Here is a 17,088-nt window from a genome sequence, read left to right on the forward strand (position 1 = left end):
CACAAAATCTTCAGACCATGAATATAAAAACCAAAGACCTACTTATCCTGGCCGGCTTTTTCGCCGGAATTCTCGTGCCTGGTTTTGGCCAAAACAGCCCGGAATATGAAACGGTACGGCGAGGCTTCCAAAACCCGCCTGCTGCCGCCCGTCCCCATGTCTACCATTGGTGGCTGGGTGGCCACGTAGACAGCCTTCGGTTAAAGGAAGAAATTCGTGCATTCAAAGAAGCCGGGGTATCGGGGTTTACCATCTTCGAAATCGGCTCCAGGGATACCGTTCTGGTAGGAACAGGCCCGGAATTTTTGGGGGAAGAGTCCCTGAAAACCATCCAATTTGCCGTGGAGGAAGCGGGAAAGCTGGGGCTGCAGGTAGGCTTGAATACGGCCAGTAGCTGGAATGCGGGAGGCAACTGGCTTACTCCGGAGCATGCCGCCAAATCCATCTACCAATCGAAAGTAACCCTTACTGGAGGGAAAAATCAAAAAGTCACCATTCCTTTTCCCGAAATACCGGAAACCGATCCAAGAGGAAGAAAGCGAATGATAGAATTTGGGGCGGATGGAAAACCGGTTTATGCGAAGGAGATCGCCATGCTGGCGATTCCTGAATTCCCCGGCAATAGCCTGGCCGATACCAGCCAAATCCGGGATATTTCCGAATTTTTCGATCCGGAAACGGAGCTACTGGATTGGGAGGCTCCGGAAGGAGACTGGAGAATTGTACGATACGTCTGCTCCAATTCGGGCGAAAACCTGATCTTGCCCAGTAAATATTCTGCCGGCCCCATTGTGGACCATTACGACGCGGAGGCCACGTCCTTTCATTTCAATTACATCATCGACCGGTTGCAATCGGTGTTGGGGGACCTGCGGCAAACGGCCCTAAAAAGCCTTTACATGGCCAGTTATGAGGCGAGGGGTTTCACCTGGACACCCACGCTACCGGAGAAATTCAAGGCGATCAACGGATATGAGGTCAAAAAACTACTGCCCATCCTATTTGAAGAAGCAGAATTTTCATCCGAAACAACAGCCAATTTCCGGGCTGATTTTCAGCGCACCTTGTCCGAACTGATGATCCAAAATTTTTACATGAAATCCAAAGAAGTCTGCAATGCCCACGGCCTCAAAAACAACAGTGAGGCTGGTGGACCCGGTCTTCCCCTGCACAATGTTCCCGTGGAACCCTTAAAAGCCTTGGGCAAGGGGCTGGATATCCCAAGGGGTGAATTCTGGATCAATCACGGCCGGTACAATGAAGACGGAATGGATATCTTGCGGGTGGTGAAAGAAGTCTCTTCGGCGGCGCACATGTATGGTGTTGGAAGAGTTGAAATGGAAGCGTTCACCTCTTTTCAGCACTGGCAGGAGGGGCCTTTTGAAATGAAACCGATCGGAGACCGGGCCTTTGCGGAGGGCATGAACAAGGTGGTGGTGCATGGGTCTACCCATAACCCGCAAGGGACGGGCGTTCCAGGAATCGTCTACCACGCCGGTACCCATTACAATGACAAACGGGTATGGTGGCCCAAGATCCGGCCTTTTAACGAATACCTGGCCCGTGTTTCCTACATCTTCCAGGAAGCGGATTTTCAGGCCGATTTTCTATATTATTATGGGGATACCATTCCTAATTATGGTGGTCATAAACGGGGTAGGTTCTCCCCGGGCGCAGGTTACGATTATGAACTGGTCAATACGGAAATTCTCCTAGGGCTGGAGGTACAGAACGGGGAGATCGTTAACCCCAGAAATGGGGCCAGATTCAGGGTATTGGCCCTGGCGGAGGAGCACGAAATTCATCCGGAAGTCCTGCTTAAATTGAAAGATATGGCAGAAAAAGGCGCAGTGATCATGGGGCCGAAACCCACCCGGATCGCCCAACGGAAAGTGAAACCCGGTATGCCAGAAATGGAGGGATGGCTGGATGATTTATGGCAACCGTTCAATGCAAAAGATTTCAAAACAGGAGAGGCGGCTATATATCGTGATGCAAGCCCTGCTGAAATATTGGAGGCACTGGAACTTGCACCAGACCTTGATTATGAAGACAAGGCGTTCTATACGCTTGATTATACCCATTACCAAAAGGGTGGCCTGGCTTTCTATTTTGTGGTCAATACCCGGGAAGAATGGGTTTCCCGCAGCCTGACCTTTCGCCAACAGGGGAAGGTGCCCGAAATCTGGGATCCGGTGTCGGGGCAGGTAATCGCGGCAAGCGTCTACGAACAAACGGAGCAAGGCATCGTTTTGCCGCTGACATTGGCTCCCTACGAAAGTAAATTCGTTGCATTCCGGCCGGGAAGCGAGCGAGACCATTTTGCGCAGGTCTTGGGAGCGGGTGTTCATCCACCGAAAATGGATTTCTTGAAGGAAGGCCTTGCGATCTGGGAAGAGGGGATTTTCTTTTTACAAGATGCCGAGGGGGCGCGTGAAATTCACAACAGCCTCCGGCAAACCGTGCTGAACGGGTCTTGGGAGGTTTTTTTTCCCGAAGGCTGGGGAGCTCCGGAAAAGGCGATTTTTCCCAAACTGACATCCTGGACAGCATCGGATGTGGAGGGCATTAAGTATTTTTCCGGAACAGCCCGATATGAAAAGCAATTTGTACATGCCCTGCATCCTTCTGATCATGCCGGTGCCAAAACCTACCTGAATCTGGGCGATCTTTCGCATGTGGCGGAAGTCTGGCTAAACGATAAGCCGCTGGGCATTACCTGGGCCAAGCCGCACCGCTTTGATGTGACCGACCTGCTCCGTCCCGGGATCAATAGCTTGCGGATAGAAGTGGCCAATACCTGGTCCAACCGGATTACGGGAGACGCATTGGCCGGAGAAAACTACACCCAAACCCATATTGAGGAAACCAATATTCATGGGATCAGCCATATTCGGGTACCCTGGGCGGAAGTACCCTTGATTCCGTCCGGATTGTTTGGGCCCGTTACGCTTCGTACCCTGGTACCGGTGCCCTTGCCCTGATTGGCCGGATTCTTAAGAAGAAATCAGCTGATTAGACCTCACCAAGTTTACGAGCAAATCCGGCAGTTTACGCGAATGTATGGTTCGAAAATCTCGTCTTCTTACCTTATTAAACCCACTGGTATTTAAATCGGAAATTGACTATCTTTAACACAGAATAAGCGAAATAGTATGGCAACTGAAGTCGTAAAGCGGTTGATCAATGTAGAGGAGTACCACCAAATGGGGGAGATGGGCATTTTAAAGCCGGATGACCGTTTGGAACTGATACACGGTGTAATATACGAGATGAGCCCCATTGGAAGTAAACACGCAAGCATCGTCAATAAATTGGCTAGCCTGTTGAATGAGCTGTTCAAAAATAAGGCAGTCGTCGGCGTTCAAAATCCAGTTCAAATCGATGACAGGAATGAGCCCGAACCGGAAATTTCCCTATTAAACTATCGGACGGACTATTATGCCTCCGCGCATCCGGCCCCTGCCGATGTGCTGGCAATCATCGAAGTGTCCGATGCGTCTATTCGTTTTGATAGGGAAGTAAAGTTGCCCCTCTATGCCTCACACGGCATTTTAGAATACTGGATGATCGATCTGGGCAACAATTGGATTGATGTCCATACGAATCCGAAAAAAGGAACCTATGCCAGCATCCAACGATACCTGCCCGGCGAGGAAATTTCCCTGATGGAGCAAACACTTTCTGTGAACGAGGTGCTTATTTTGCGTTAGGTTGGTGTCTTTTTTTTGGAAAGCCAATCCGGCATTTTCTTTTTGCTACGTTGCATTTCAATTTAACCGACCCAACCGCAAGAAACAGGTATTCGCCGTATTCCTTTTTGTGCTGGCCCTGCGGCCTCTTGCCTTTGCCCAAAACCGCCTGCCGGAAATCAGGGAAGATATTCCCATAGATTCCATACGGTTGAGTGATCCCTGTATTTGGGTAGACGCTGAAACGTTTTGAAGTGGATGATTCGGGAGATAAATTGGTCCTGGAACAGCTAGTTAATGGTAACGGGACGGTATACTAAACTCCTTTACTAATCATTCTTTAGTTAAATGATGATTAGAAACACCGCCTTTCTCGCCTTATTGCTGCTTTTGTTTTCGTGTTCTGAGGATATCCCCTCACCAGGAGAGCCGGAAGAAATGGAAGAGTCTACGGAAGTGGACGAGACTACCGAAGATCCCGCCTATCCGATATGCGGATTTGAGTTGGATCAGGAGGGAGATCCCTTACCGCTGATGGGCGATTGGGAGTTTGTTGGTTTTGAACATCTGGAAACAGGCAATCTTTACCTGTATACCTGTACGGCGAGATTGGCTCATCTTACCCATTATCAGGAAGGATACGATAATTGGCTGGAAGAATATGATTTTCCATTATACCTGAAGTTAACGGATCAGGAATGGGCTGAGGAAGCTGAGGCATGTCAGGGAAGGTTTAAACTGGAAACCAGGACCCATCTGGGGGTACTTCATTCCTGTTTTTCTTATGATGAGCAGGGAGCGATTGGGTTTGAAGTTGGCTTGCCCTATTGGGATTTTCCAGAAGGCGGCACCATTATTTTTCCGGAGGAAAGCCACCATATTGCCTACTCGGAGGGTCTTGAGAAGTCTGTTTCCTACGAAATTGAGGCCAACCGGCTGTATGTGTATTACGATAGCGAGGACTACCGCATGGTGCTTATCGCATTGGAGGAAAAGTAGGATTTTGGAGAAAATCTATGTTTGCAACGTAATCCCATGCCATTGTGGCACATCAAGCTAAAGGTAAATGATTACGATTTGATTAGCTATTGATAGCTGAAATCCATCACGGCAAATCCCAATTCATCGGCTACATTGACATAACTCCATAGTTTTCCACCCTTAAAAAAGCCACCCTTTGGCAAGGAAGAAAGATCTTCGACGCTTGTCTCTCCGATAAGTTCCAGTTCCTCAGAGAAAGCCATCAGGAAGATTTCCAGTTCAGCATCGGCAGACTCCGTTTTGTGAGACAGGACCCTGCTTGCAAACCGAAAATACAGCCCGGATTTTTCATCCCAGATAAAGTTCCAATAACTGATTTGCGTAGCCAGTTTTTTTATTTCCTCCTCAAATTCCTCCGGGCTATGCACCCTGTTTTTAACCACTCCCGTTTTTTCCAGGGGTACCAGAGTAAGGGGGAATTTCCGGTAAACAAGGCAATCCAATATGGGATTATATATGTAAATACCGTTTCCGACGGTACAGGAAATGAGTACCTTTCCGTTTAAATGCTGTAAAAATGGCAACTCAATCTTCAGGCCGCCACCGTCGCCTCCTCCTATGTGGATGGTAAATTGATTCGCTTTCTGGAATTCGGGGAGGGCCACCATGCGTTTTCGTTCTCCCAGAGAATCCAGTACGGCAAGGTAATATTCCTTGGTTTCGTAATTAAGGGGTAGCGAATACAATTGATCAAGAGAAGAATTAAACACGATCCGGTTTGTCACAGAGGCGGATTCAACGGGGAACCCGTCAATGATTTTTTCCATCTTCAAATCCCAGGACCTTACTATTTCTCCGGATTGGTGGATAATGGCCGGCTGCCTGAAACTTGGGAAAAAGAACCGTCCTTCGCCTAATGGCTGAAAACTAAAGGTAAGTCCCGGACTATTGGGTCCTTCTTTTTCAAAAAAATATGAATTAATTAGTTTTAAAGAATCCAAATGTATTCGTTGCAATTTTGGGGATTTGTAATTGAGGATATGGTAGTAGCGGCCATCTGCAGAAGCTGCACCGATAAATGGAATGCCAAAGTCAATCAGCTCAGCTCCTGTATCCACCATCAGCGTATCCATGGAAAACGCGAAGTTTTCCAATAGGTTTCTTTGTTTGGCCTGCTGAGCGGTTGGTTTTTCGTTACAAGAAAAAACCGTTGCAAGACATGCAACGATCAGCAGCGGCTTCATTTTTTCAAAACCAAAAAGATGCATAGGCATGGTGGCTGGCTTATCATAGTAAGCGCTGAGGAATACCGGTTCTCTCCAATCACCCGCACTGCCAAAGCTGTTTTCACACCTGATGTGCAGAGAACGGGTCCATCTAATTTAACGACCCATGTATTCGTTGATTGGTAGTTTGATATGGAGGATGTTAATATAACTAAATAAATAATAAAAATCCAACCGATTGGTTGTTCACCGCTGGAATTGACTCCTACGCTCCGGTGTTTGCAGCCCGGAGTACAACAGGCTCCGGGCTGGATTGGGCTGATCCGCTATACCATTGATGCGCTATCTTTTTGCCAGCAACCCAACTTCTTACAAAAGCTTTTTTAGTAACAAGGGGAGGAGACACGGAATACCGGCTGAAGACGTAGTACAATATCTTTTCCCCTGGACTTTTCAAGTTTCAGGAATGGGTTCTACCCTGTATCTAACGAAAGTCACCGTAATAAAAACAGGAAAAGCCATGGGAAGGGAGGCTTTCGTTGCCTAGTCTAAGCCTTCTTCTTTATCCAATCCGTGTTTCATTTCGAATTTATTCCGTTTTATCTCAAAGCGCTCCAATTCTTTATTTATTATGTCCAAGGACTCATTGAAGGTGGAGAATAAATTTCCCATGTTTTTTTCCATTTCCGAGAAATTGAACTCCATCGCGTCCATTTGTAGTTTTGAAGACTTTTCTACCATGGCAACCTGGCTATTTTTAAGGTCTTCCAGCATCCTTATAGCCCGATCCATTTTTTCTAATTTTTCCCTATTATTCATTTTTCTTTATTTTTTATTAGATTATTGCAAAAACTGTTCCGCGTAGTAATTTCCACGTAAAAAATGGGATAGGGGATGGTTTAATTTGCTAATGGTCTCATGATTCGATTAGTTGATTTGCTAATCAATCGGCTTTACAAGATTAATGAGGCGAAGGATAGGAAAACGCTTGTTGATCAGGCAGTCAATTCTGCGCTTGATGAGCACGTTACCAGCTACTTCCAGGTTCTGTCATTTACTTGCTCGCTCTCGGCTACAGCTACCATCATTTCATGGAGAAACGATATACTACCTGAGGGATGTTAGCTCCTTCCAGAAAGCCTTGAACAAACAGGGTACGGAATACCTTCTGATCGGAACTTGTGTAGCGCCTTTCGTTCTATTACCTAACTCTTTAAAAATTCAATTGACCGCCCGATGGTACGTTCCCCTAACTCGGGCACCTGCTGGTTTACTCTGCTCCAGCCTTGCACTCCGTACGAAGATCGACGAAATTTATCAACAGCCTTTCAGCTCGATTAACTCCTATTCCAGGGAAATCTGCCGGAAGGTGATTTCTTTGTTCGAGCAAGGGCTGCCCCTTTTGTTTGAACGTAGGGGACAGGAATAAACCTTCTTTGGTAGCTTGTGTGAAACGTTGCAACATGCCCCCCAGGATGTCGGTAGTTTTTTCCTTCCAGCATGGGACAGGCAGGTACGGAATTGTGGCTTGGTTTTCGCACTGATGGAACATTCGTCCATCTTTTATGGATTTGCAGAAATCAGGGATGGTTTTCCTCTCTACCAGTAAATCCCCGTCAAAAAGATAGTTACCTGCCAACAACGTCTGGCGGTGGATGATCCTATTTCCCTTTATCCGGAAGAGCTCCTCTATTGCGGTTGGTTCAGGTGCATCTATGCTGAACTGCAAAGGAAAATAAAGAGAGGATTTCAGTAGCCTGGACATAGAAAAATCAGTCATTCACTTCCTGAATGTACAAATTTTAGGGAATGGCTGCAATCCTTGATTTAACTCAGTGAATAAATCCCCGCATCTCAGACAAGCTCGTTATACAGTCTGTTTCCTTTTTCAGTCATATAGCGCATCAGCAACTGCCAGATATGGCCGGCCATACCACTGTTCCTATTTTTGGAGCTGGAATCCGAAAGCAATTCTTCCTGCGAAAGCCAGAAGGTAATGATAATCCGGATGGACAAAAGGAGCTGTCCGATGTTTTCTCCCTACTTTTTTAAAAAAAACCATCGGCAATGGCCTGTTTGAGCATTTCAGCCATTTGTTCTTTTCGGATCCGGAAGGTGTTTTTTAGAAGGCGATTGATTTTTGGGTAGGAACGGGATATTTCTAAAACATCCAAATTAAAAAATCAAAATTTATACTGAAAGGATTCCAGGTGCTGTAGAAGCTGATGAATTTGCTCAAAACTCCCTGTACTTGTATCGGCGGAATGATAGGAATCGGACATTTCCTCCCTCATTTGTTTTCGCCTCCGGCAAGAAAGTTGAAATTGCGCCGTTTTTCAGCCGCTGGGGACCTATAGCTTATCCGCATTGCCTTGTTTCTTTTTCTCTTTTTTAGGGATAGTAACCATTTGTTAATCAATTATTTAAGCGATATTATTCTTGGAATACCGCCCGTTGCACGCAGTATGCAAGTAGTCGTGCCATTCGTTTCCTTAGCTTTTTGTACCAGGGTTATTGGTTAACATAGAAATACCGTATCCGGCAGGCATTTCCGCTACTTTTTGGGTTCCTCTCCCCGACCGTTCTTAGTTGCAGCACGTGCGCACCGTCCGTCAATCCGGCCGCCAGGGTATAATACCAGGGTAGGTGTAGGCTTGAGCTCCATTGGGTGAAAAGGTCCTGCGTTTGCCAGTCACTGTTATCGATTCTGTATTCGATCATGCCTGCATCAGGTCCAGCTGCGACAGCGATGCCAACCGCATTTCCGCTAAAGTCAAATTCCAGTACAGCACCCTCCTGCTGGGTAACAAGCATGGGGACCTCCGTATAATTGGCCCGCGTGCCGGCATTATCATCCGGAGTCCAGGAAGGAAGGAGCTTCCAGCCGTGGCGTATACGGGCCCTGCCGGGCTCAATCAGTACTCCATTATCGTAATTCGCCGGGTCGAGCGGTTGGGGCAAAAGGTAGCCTTCGAGCCCGTCGTCTTCGGCGCCTGTTTCGTCCCAGGCGTTTTCGAGAAACGTTTTTATGGAGCGAAAATACACCCCCTGCCCAAAAGGTGAAGGATGAAGATCTTTAAAATCGTCTTCCCAGGAAAATTCTCCCGCATCGATGCGTTCGGTCACTTCTCGCGCTAGGTGAATGCTCGGAATACTGTAGTGATCGGCTACTTTTTCGTGATGTTCAATCACTTCCGGCACTTGTCCCCGACGGTAGCGTTCCATCTTTGGCGGATCCACAAAATGCATGAGGACGATATCGGTGTAGGCATCCTTCCGGCGGACCTGCCGGATTATTCCTTCCATTGCCCTGACCTGTTCCTGAGCGCTTCTGCCGTTCGATGCGTCGTTTACCGCAGCCTCCGCAAACAGCAGGTCGACCGAACCAGCACCCAGAACATCGCGTTGCAGCCGGAAAGCAGCGGGAGTGGATCCCATGGAAGGGATACCCGCATTGATAAATTGGAATTCGGTATCCGGGAAACGCTTTTGAAGGTAATTGGAAATGCTGTCACGCCAGCCATCGTTGTACGTAATGGAACCGCCGAGGAAAGCAACCCGGCCCGTTTTATTTCGCTGGAACGTTAAAAGGCTTTTTCGGATACCCTGCCGCTGCCTGTGGTAGCTTTCAGCATTGAGCAACGGTTGGGGTAATGCCGTATGGTACCTAATAAAATCGGCACCTAGTCGGGGTGTTTCAATGGGGAAATGATGCCCGAATAACGCCTGCGTTCCTTCGGTACAGGGAACGACCGTTGCAGGACCACCGAGTTTGATGTAGCGATCAACCAGGACAAAGGTGTTTTCCTCCGGCGGAACCACCTGGTCGTTTAATCCAATCATGTGCATAATGGGTACCTTTGCCGCTGCCAGGGCTTCAAGGTTATCCACCGGATGATCTGCGTATGCCAGGGCTTCTTCGTCCGAAGTAAATCCATAGGCGGTTTTTAGCCGTTCCCAATCCACCTGGCTGCCTTTGCCTCCACCAAAACCGCCGGGCCAGCTATTAAAATCGCTTACCGGAGCTTCAGCGTACAGGGAATTCACCTTTTCCGGGTTGCGCTTTGCCCAGTTGTAAATGAATAAGCCTCCACGACTCACCCCTTCCAGCGAAACCTTCGGATGGAGCTTCCATTCGGTGGTCAGAAACTGGTAGAAACGGTCCCAAACCGCTACCGCAGTGGGACTGCCATACATGTCGTCCGTGTTAACATAGGCCAAATGAAAGCCTTCGGAAAGCAGTAATTGATCCATCTCCGTGTGCCAGCCCGGAAAGCGTGCCCGCCACACCCAGGGATTGCCTCGAAGGGGTTCTTCCGGTAGGGTGACATGGGCATCCCTGCCTTCGAATCGAAAGGTATACCGCATAAATCCATTCCATTCCGTTTTTTCTCCCGGAAAAGTTGTGAGTTGTGATTTTTCATTTTCGGAAAGGAGCGATAGATACGCGTCAAAAACTCGTTTTCCATGTCCCACCAATCCTTCGGGAGTAAGGTGCGTGGCATCTGCTTTTGGAAGGCCCAGCATGCTGGTAAAGGCAATCGTTGCATCATCTGCGGCTAATCGTTTTTGGGCTTCTACCACCACCGGCCGTTCTTTTACGAAGGGATGCTGTTCGTCCACGCCCAGTATGATTTTCAGATCGGGTACATGGACGACGTTCTGACGCAAGTCGCCGATCAGCTGCTTCAGGTTGGAAGAATAGGCCTGGGCTGTACCTTCCTCCCCGGCGTCGCTTTCCCCCTGAATCCAGATAAACCCATGTACCGTTACCTTAAATCCCGTTTCTTCGAGTTGCCGGATGGCCGAATCGAGACTCAGGGTCATGCGATCGTAGATACCGCCTTCACCGGGAGATTTCCAGTCCCGCGCAAGGCCGGTAGCGCCCTTTGTGTACTTGAAAATGGCAGGGTTGTAGCCCAGTTTTTTGAGTTCACGAGCAAAACGTACCTCCGGCCCGAAATGGCCTTTGGGGAATCTTCCAGCCTGGGCTTGCAGGGGAACCCACTTCCCCCCGGAACTGTGATGATCCACAAATGTCCAGTGTAAGCGAATCGATTCATCCAATTCCTGTCCCGCTTCCGGGTAGCTGGAAGCATCTCCCATCCATCCTTGCGCATTTGACTGGCCGGCCCAGATAAAAAGATCCAGGGCCTGCTGTGCAGGTGCATCGATTGGCGGCAAAACCAGAAGATGCAGGAAAATACCGGTGATTGCGCTGAAACACTTCATGCTAATGCCTCTCTTTTTAACGGTTAAAAACTACTTTCTCTCCTTCAGCTAAAGTAAGTTTTATATTCAGACCATCCTTTATATATTCTTTATCAGATGAAAATTGATCTTCATCAAACGGATTTTCAAAAATTATTTCTCCTCCCTTTTCAGAGATAATCTCCAGGTTGTCCACTTTTCCATTCTCTCTAGTTGCAGAAACAAGGAATGCACCTTGGGTCCGCAGGGTTTTAAAAGAAACGTCTTGCCAGTCTGCAGGAATGGCTGGAAACAGCTTTACCACGCCAGTGTGACTTTGTATCAGCATTTCTTGAATCCCCGCAGCAAAGGCAAAATTTCCTTCGAGGGTAAAAGGGCGGTAGGTAAAGCTTGACTTACCCGTTCCCGATTGGTCTCCATTTACGTGGAAGCTATTGGGCAATACAAAGGAGGAAGCAAAATCCCGTAAGGCCATGGCGGCTCCCTCTCCATCTCCCGCCCTTGCCTTAAGGTTTCCCAGCCAGGCAAAGGAATAGCCGGTCCAGTTGGATGATCCCAGTTCATCCAGATGAGAAAGGGTATTTTTGATGATTTTCTGGTCTTTTTCCCCATGGGATGGATCGATTAGGCTTAGGGGATGAATCGCCATTACCTGCGATAAATGTCGGTGTGATTCCTGTAGCGGGTGGCCAGGCGCTATCATCAGCCCCGTCTCGTCGGTGGCATACCCCGGCCATTCCGCTAAGGTATTCGCCCATTCCACCGCTTCCTCCGTGTAGCCAAGTTCTTTCGCCAGTTCGGCGGCAATGGTATAGGTCCAACGGACCAGGGCCAGGTCGTAATTGGTCGTTTGATTGTACCAGGCCCGGGCATCGTTGTTATGGATTTCTGGGCTGGAAGACAGGGGAAGTTTTCTTTTTCCACCTTCATCCACAATGGAAAGTTCCTTCAAATAAACGGCAACTTCCCCTATCCAGGGATATGCCTCCCGTTCCAGGAAATCCCGGTCCATCGAATACCGCCAATGCAGGTAAAAGTGGTGCCCCAACCAGGCACTTACGGTGGGGCCAAACGCATATTGTATCCAACCTCCCATGGGGTCACCCTCTAGCGTGGTCACTCCGGGAACGTTCAATCCATTCGTTCCAAAATATTCCCGGGTGTATTTTTCAAAGGTGGGTTGATGTTGATTGAGCCAGTCGATAAAGCCTTGCTCCAGCTTCAGGTGGTTGCCTGCATAGGTAGGCCAGTAGCTTAATTGGGTATTGAGGTCGTGGTGGAAATCCCCTTTCCAGGGAGGCAATTTGCCATTGTCCGCGGTCCAAACACTCTGCAGGGAAATGGGAGGGGCTCCTTGCCTGGCTGCAGCGCCCAATTTGTACATATCCATGTAATATTGCTGCTGCAAAAGCGTATCGGGAAGGGTAATGGAGGAAGCCTTCCAGTGGGTATCCCACCAGGCATGATGCGTTTTCTGGTGTGTGTCCATTCCCTCGTTAAGCGCGGTTTCTGTAAATTGGGCCGCAGTATCACTTGGTTCGCTATCTTTCTTAGCAGAACTGATACTCCAGGAGCCTTCCAGCTGATTTCCGGCTTCTACCCACCTTGTATTGACTTGAAACCGGAATCCGTCCCAGCCCTCCTGCTCGTACGTGAGGCTGTTGTCTCCCTGCGAAACCTTGCCTGGGGGATACCCCAGTCGGCGTAAGTCCTGCCCGCTGACGGGATTGTCCACCCCTGCGGCACCTTCTCCCACATAGGGAGGAGGGACGATTATCGGCTGTAGGGGTGTTTGTAGGTTTTCGAAACGGTACCAGCCTATGGGTTCCGTGGCGTGCACAAAGGTGCGCAATACGGTGCCATTTTGCCACTGGATCACACAAGTCGCTGCTTGCAGGTCCAGGGTAACGGATTCCACCACACCTAATTCAGCAATAGCAAACTCAAGTGCCGCACCGGGGATTTTGGAGGGGCCGGAAAGGGTATCGTAGGGGACATCAAATTGCCGTTGCACAGCTCCGTAGGCATTGGCTTCCCATTGCTTTTTCACCCAGTTGAAATCGTAGGTTTCAAAGTCCAGGTTTTCCATGGCTCTCAGATCCCAAAGATCAGCCCGGTCCAGTGAAAACCGCAGTTTACCGTCTTTCTCCCAGACCAGCGCGCCCAGCATGGCATTGCCTAGGGGTATGCCTTCGTCCCAGGTCTTTGCCAGATCCGGGAAGCTTCGTTCCATGTAATAGCGGGGCATTTGATCGGCTACTTTTTGCTGGCAGCCGGCTACCGAAAGCAAGCAGAATAGGGTACAGGTAACGTTAACGCGTTGGTTGAATTTCATAAGTTATCTGGTTGATAGAATGGGTTGGGGTACGGCAGGTGTACGTTCATTTCCCCCATCCAGCGGTGCAGTTTTTTATGTAATCGATTACGTATTTTCGGAAGAGATGCGCTCAGGTCGGATGTTTCGGCTCGATCGGTTTCCAGATCGTATAACTCCGATTGGTTGCTTTCAAAAAAGTAAACTAGTTTATACGTGCCCTCCCGGATGGCTGCCGAAGGCCGTCCACCCAAGCCCCCGCTGTAATGGGGGAAATACCAAAACAAGGGTCTCTTGTCCAATTTTTCACCAGCTAGCAGGGGTTTCAAGCTGATCCCATCCTGGTGTTGGTCGGGCAGGGTTTGCAGACCTGCCATGTCCAGAACGGTGGGATAAAAATCGGTTCCAGTTACCGGGTACGCACAGCTGCTGCCCGGCTCGATGTTTTCGGCCCAGCGGAAAACTAGCGGAACACGGATACCCCCTTCATACAAATAGCCCTTTCCCGTCCTCAGGGGTGCATTTGAGGTGGGGATTTGTTCGGCAAGGTTGCTGCTGGCCATACCACCATTGTCCGATGTGAAAACGACCAAGGTATTTTCCGCGAGGCCCTTTTCTGCCAGTGCCCTCATCAGACGTCCGATGTTATCATCTAAACTTTCCACCATGGCGGCATAGGTGGGTACATCCTGACTATTTTTAAAATAGGTTTTGCCTTGCTGATCAAAAGATGCTCCGTCAGATACGATTTTGCGACGCTTTTCCTTGTATTTTCTTACTTTTTCTTCCTTCCCTTGCAAAGGCAGATGAACGGTATAATAGGAGAGGAGGGCAAAAAAAGGCTTTTCCCTTTTTTTGGTAATAAACTGAATCGTTTCTTCCGTAAGGCGATCGGTAAGGTACTCTCCTTCCGGCCCATCGGGCAATTGAGGGTTTGCATAGGGTGAAAAATACCCTCCGGCAGGGTGACCCGTAGCATTGCCACCCACTTTTACCTCAAACCCATGATTTTCCGGATAATGCATTTCCTTTTCTCCCAAATGCCATTTTCCCGCAAAAAAGGTGGCATATCCATTGGATTTAAAGGCTTCCGCTAGGGTAGTCTCTTCGGGATCAAGAAATAGTTTAAAGGGATGGGATGCCAGTTTTTGGTCCGGATGGGGCCCATAATGCCGGTTACCGGGAATGTAATCGGTCAGATCCAACCTTGCGGGGTATTTTCCCGTCATGATGGCCGCTCTGGAAGGGGAACATACTGGGCTAGCTGCATACGCGTTGGTAAATACCATGCCCTCCGAAGCCAGCTTATCAATATTGGGGGTTTCGTAAAAGCTGCTTCCAGTAAATCCCAAGTCGTGATATCCCAAATCATCTACCAGAATAAATAAGATGTTTGGGGGCTTTTCTTCCCGGGGCTGCGCCTGGCTTACAAGGGGAAGCAGAAACAAAAAGAAGAAGAATTGTCGTAAAGAATTAGTCATTTAGCGCAGGGGATCAATTTTATATACGGATAGGGCTTTTAATTGGGGTTCACCAATGGATGACTGGGATACGAACCGGATTTTACCCGTACGCACCGGATCGATTTTCACGATGTGCTTGTGACCGATGGAGGAACCGGTGTAAACGACGGTCCATTTTCCGTCGATTTCGGCTTCCAAAATAAATTCCCGTACTCGTTCGCCGTATGCAATGTCTTCCTGTAATACGATCTGGTCGATACGCTGCGCGCTGTCCAGCACCAGGGAAACGGTATTTCCCGTGCCCGAGATTCGTGCGAGCGGATTGGAAAAACGGCGGTTGATTTCATCGCCAAATTCTTTCAGCCGTTTTACGTCCGGATCCGGCATCAGGCCATCGGGATTGGGCGTCACACCCAGAATTAAGGTGGAATTGTGTCCAACGGATTGGTAGTACATGTCCACGAGGTTTTCAAGCGGATAAATTATATGTGCCCGGTTGGGTTCCCAAAACCAGTCGTGTCCGCCACTTCCGCGAAGCGGCGCGTCGCTCATGGCGGGCATGTAATAGGCGCCGTTTGGGTCGCCGGTTTTTAAGAGCTGAAAGTTATTGGCGCCGATTTCCTTTCGGGCACTTTCACCGGCACCAATTGCCGGGTAGGGGAAGGTTCCCCAACTGGGATAGGGTACGGTACCCGTTTCGCTGCCACCCCAGCGGATATCCGCCCGTTGGAGGTTGTGGTAAAAAATACTGTTAGGCTGGTGTTGTTCGAAAATGGAAAGTACATCCGGCCCTCCTTGTTCGGGCCCGTGGGCGCCTCCGTCAAACCAGACCATTGCCCAGTCGCCGTAATTGGTGAAGATTTCTTCCACGATCTCTTCAATCATTTGGTTGTAGTGCTGCTGTCGATTGCGGGCAAATTCATTGTCTCCCTGCACCTTAAAGTCATACACGCCATAAAAGGCATTCCAGCGTGTACCGATATAGACGGCCGGGAGTATATCGTATTTTTCACAAGCTACTTTGAAATCCCGAAGAATGTCTCCCTGCCCATCCTGCCATTTCACGGCCTTCATGGAATAGGGGGTAGCGTTGCTTTGGTGAAAGAAAAAACCGGTCTCATGGCTTACGGTAAAAATGGCGATTTTGAATCCGGCGTCTTTTAGCGAGCGGATCCACTGATCCATGTCGTATTTTTCTGGGTTGAATGCATTGTAATCTTCGACAGGGGTGATCCGTGCTTTGGGCTGAACATAAAATTCACCATCAAAGACATGCAGGTCCCAGCAAACCAACGCAGCGAGTTCGGCTTGCTGCCATTGCAATTGGGCGGGTGTAGGGATGGGGATCGGCTGCTGTGCCGCTGTATTCATATAAATGCAAAGGAACAAACCCAGAGACAAAAGTACCCTGTGAATCATTGGTTTAATAAATAGAGGTATAAATGGCATCATTCGATTTATTTATTAGCTGTGAGTTGTTTTGCTACCAATGCCGCAACGGCCGCATACCCCTCCTTATTTGGGTGGACCCCATCGCTTACGGTAAACAGTTCCGGCCGATGGTCCAGGGGCTCGTTGAGGTCTATGAAATGTACGTTTTTTTCGGCCGCCACTCGCTTTATGGTATCAATAAGCTCCTGAAGCCTGGGTTTGCGTGCTTGGAGGCCAGCTACCCGTTCGGCATCCAGGCCTGGGGTTTCCAAGACCATGGGGGTAGGGGCGCATAAAAATATCTGCGGGTCGGAGGGCAGTTTGGCGAATTCATCAATTAGGTCCCGGTAATCGCTTTCGAATTCGTCCTTGTACTCCCAGCACTTACGGTCTCCACAGGTACCATAGCCGCAGGTATCGTTGGTGCCCAGGCTGATGACGACAATATTCGGGTTGGCCGACATGATTTTTGGAAGTTCATTCCAGACGCTGGGAATGCCTTTTCGTAGCAGCGTCAGACTCCCCACACCATAATTTTCCACGGCATAGCCTTCCCCCAGGAGCTTTTGCAAGTGGGCGGGATAGGAATCGCTGTCCGGGTTATCCAGCCGGGCGCCAAAGGTAATGCTGTCTCCGACACAGGCCACTTTTAGTTTACTACCAGTCAGATGGGCACTGGTAACCAGCAAAAATACCAGCAGGGCACCAACAAACAGGAGGGGTATGCGGTAGTTGAGGTTTTTCTTCATAGGGTTCTACATTTTTTGGCC

General features: G+C 48.9%; 11 protein-coding genes. 3 read left to right on the forward strand and 8 right to left on the reverse strand.

The window, feature by feature from the left end:
* Positions 1 to 17 precede the first annotated feature (17 nt).
* The 3 genes from BMW71_RS21910 (at position 18) to BMW71_RS21925 (ending at position 4,691) form a co-directional block, all read left to right on the forward strand.
* Entirely contained in the window at positions 18 to 2,984 is a 2,967-nt protein-coding gene (locus BMW71_RS21910) for a glycosyl hydrolase (RefSeq protein WP_177179733.1), read from the forward strand.
* A gap of 171 nt (positions 2,985 to 3,155) precedes the next feature.
* A complete protein-coding gene (locus BMW71_RS21915; RefSeq protein ID WP_092178675.1) occupies positions 3,156 to 3,713 on the forward strand; it encodes a Uma2 family endonuclease in 558 nt (185 codons plus the stop codon).
* Positions 3,714 to 4,040: 327 nt separating this feature from the next.
* Positions 4,041 to 4,691 (forward strand): hypothetical protein, encoded by a 651-nt coding sequence (locus tag BMW71_RS21925; RefSeq protein WP_092178677.1) that lies wholly within the window; start codon positions 4,041 to 4,043, stop codon positions 4,689 to 4,691.
* Positions 4,692 to 4,777: 86 nt separating this feature from the next.
* On the opposite strand, the gene BMW71_RS21930 is transcribed toward BMW71_RS21925, so the two are convergent.
* The 8 genes from BMW71_RS21930 to BMW71_RS21975 form a co-directional block, all read right to left on the reverse strand.
* Complete coding sequence (locus tag BMW71_RS21930; protein WP_092178678.1) at positions 4,778 to 5,947, reverse strand: DUF4221 family protein; 1,170 nt, start codon at positions 5,945 to 5,947, stop codon at positions 4,778 to 4,780.
* A 495-nt stretch (positions 5,948 to 6,442) separates the two neighbouring features.
* Positions 6,443 to 6,718, reverse strand: a complete 276-nt coding sequence (locus BMW71_RS21940) for a hypothetical protein (protein WP_092178680.1) — start codon at positions 6,716 to 6,718, stop codon at positions 6,443 to 6,445.
* Between the two features lie 451 nt (positions 6,719 to 7,169).
* A complete protein-coding gene (locus tag BMW71_RS21950; RefSeq protein ID WP_218145619.1) occupies positions 7,170 to 7,679 on the reverse strand; it encodes an ERCC4 domain-containing protein in 510 nt (169 codons plus the stop codon).
* Positions 7,680 to 8,410: 731 nt separating this feature from the next.
* The gene (locus BMW71_RS21955; RefSeq protein WP_218145620.1) at positions 8,411 to 11,131 is read right to left on the reverse strand and encodes a sialate O-acetylesterase; all 2,721 of its coding nucleotides are present in this window, start codon (positions 11,129 to 11,131) and stop codon (positions 8,411 to 8,413) included.
* 16 nt (positions 11,132 to 11,147) lie between these two features.
* Positions 11,148 to 13,445 carry a glycosyl hydrolase family 95 catalytic domain-containing protein gene (locus BMW71_RS21960; protein WP_244891277.1) on the reverse strand — a complete coding sequence of 766 codons (2,298 nt, stop codon included), beginning with the start codon at positions 13,443 to 13,445 and terminating at the stop codon, positions 11,148 to 11,150.
* Positions 13,442 to 14,905, reverse strand: a complete 1,464-nt coding sequence (locus BMW71_RS21965; RefSeq protein ID WP_092178683.1) for a sulfatase — start codon at positions 14,903 to 14,905, stop codon at positions 13,442 to 13,444. Before BMW71_RS21965 ends, BMW71_RS21960 begins: the two co-directional genes overlap by 4 nt.
* Positions 14,906 to 16,306, reverse strand: coding sequence for an alpha-L-fucosidase (locus BMW71_RS21970; RefSeq protein WP_092178684.1), 1,401 nt, complete (start codon positions 16,304 to 16,306; stop codon positions 14,906 to 14,908).
* A gap of 38 nt (positions 16,307 to 16,344) precedes the next feature.
* Positions 16,345 to 17,067: a DUF459 domain-containing protein gene (locus BMW71_RS21975; RefSeq protein ID WP_092178685.1), complete on the reverse strand. Its 723-nt coding sequence runs from the start codon at positions 17,065 to 17,067 to the stop codon at positions 16,345 to 16,347.
* Positions 17,068 to 17,088: the final 21 nt, after the last annotated feature.

The sequence above is a fragment of the Cyclobacterium xiamenense genome, from assembly GCF_900109255.1.
GTDB lineage: Bacteria > Bacteroidota > Bacteroidia > Cytophagales > Cyclobacteriaceae > Cyclobacterium > Cyclobacterium xiamenense.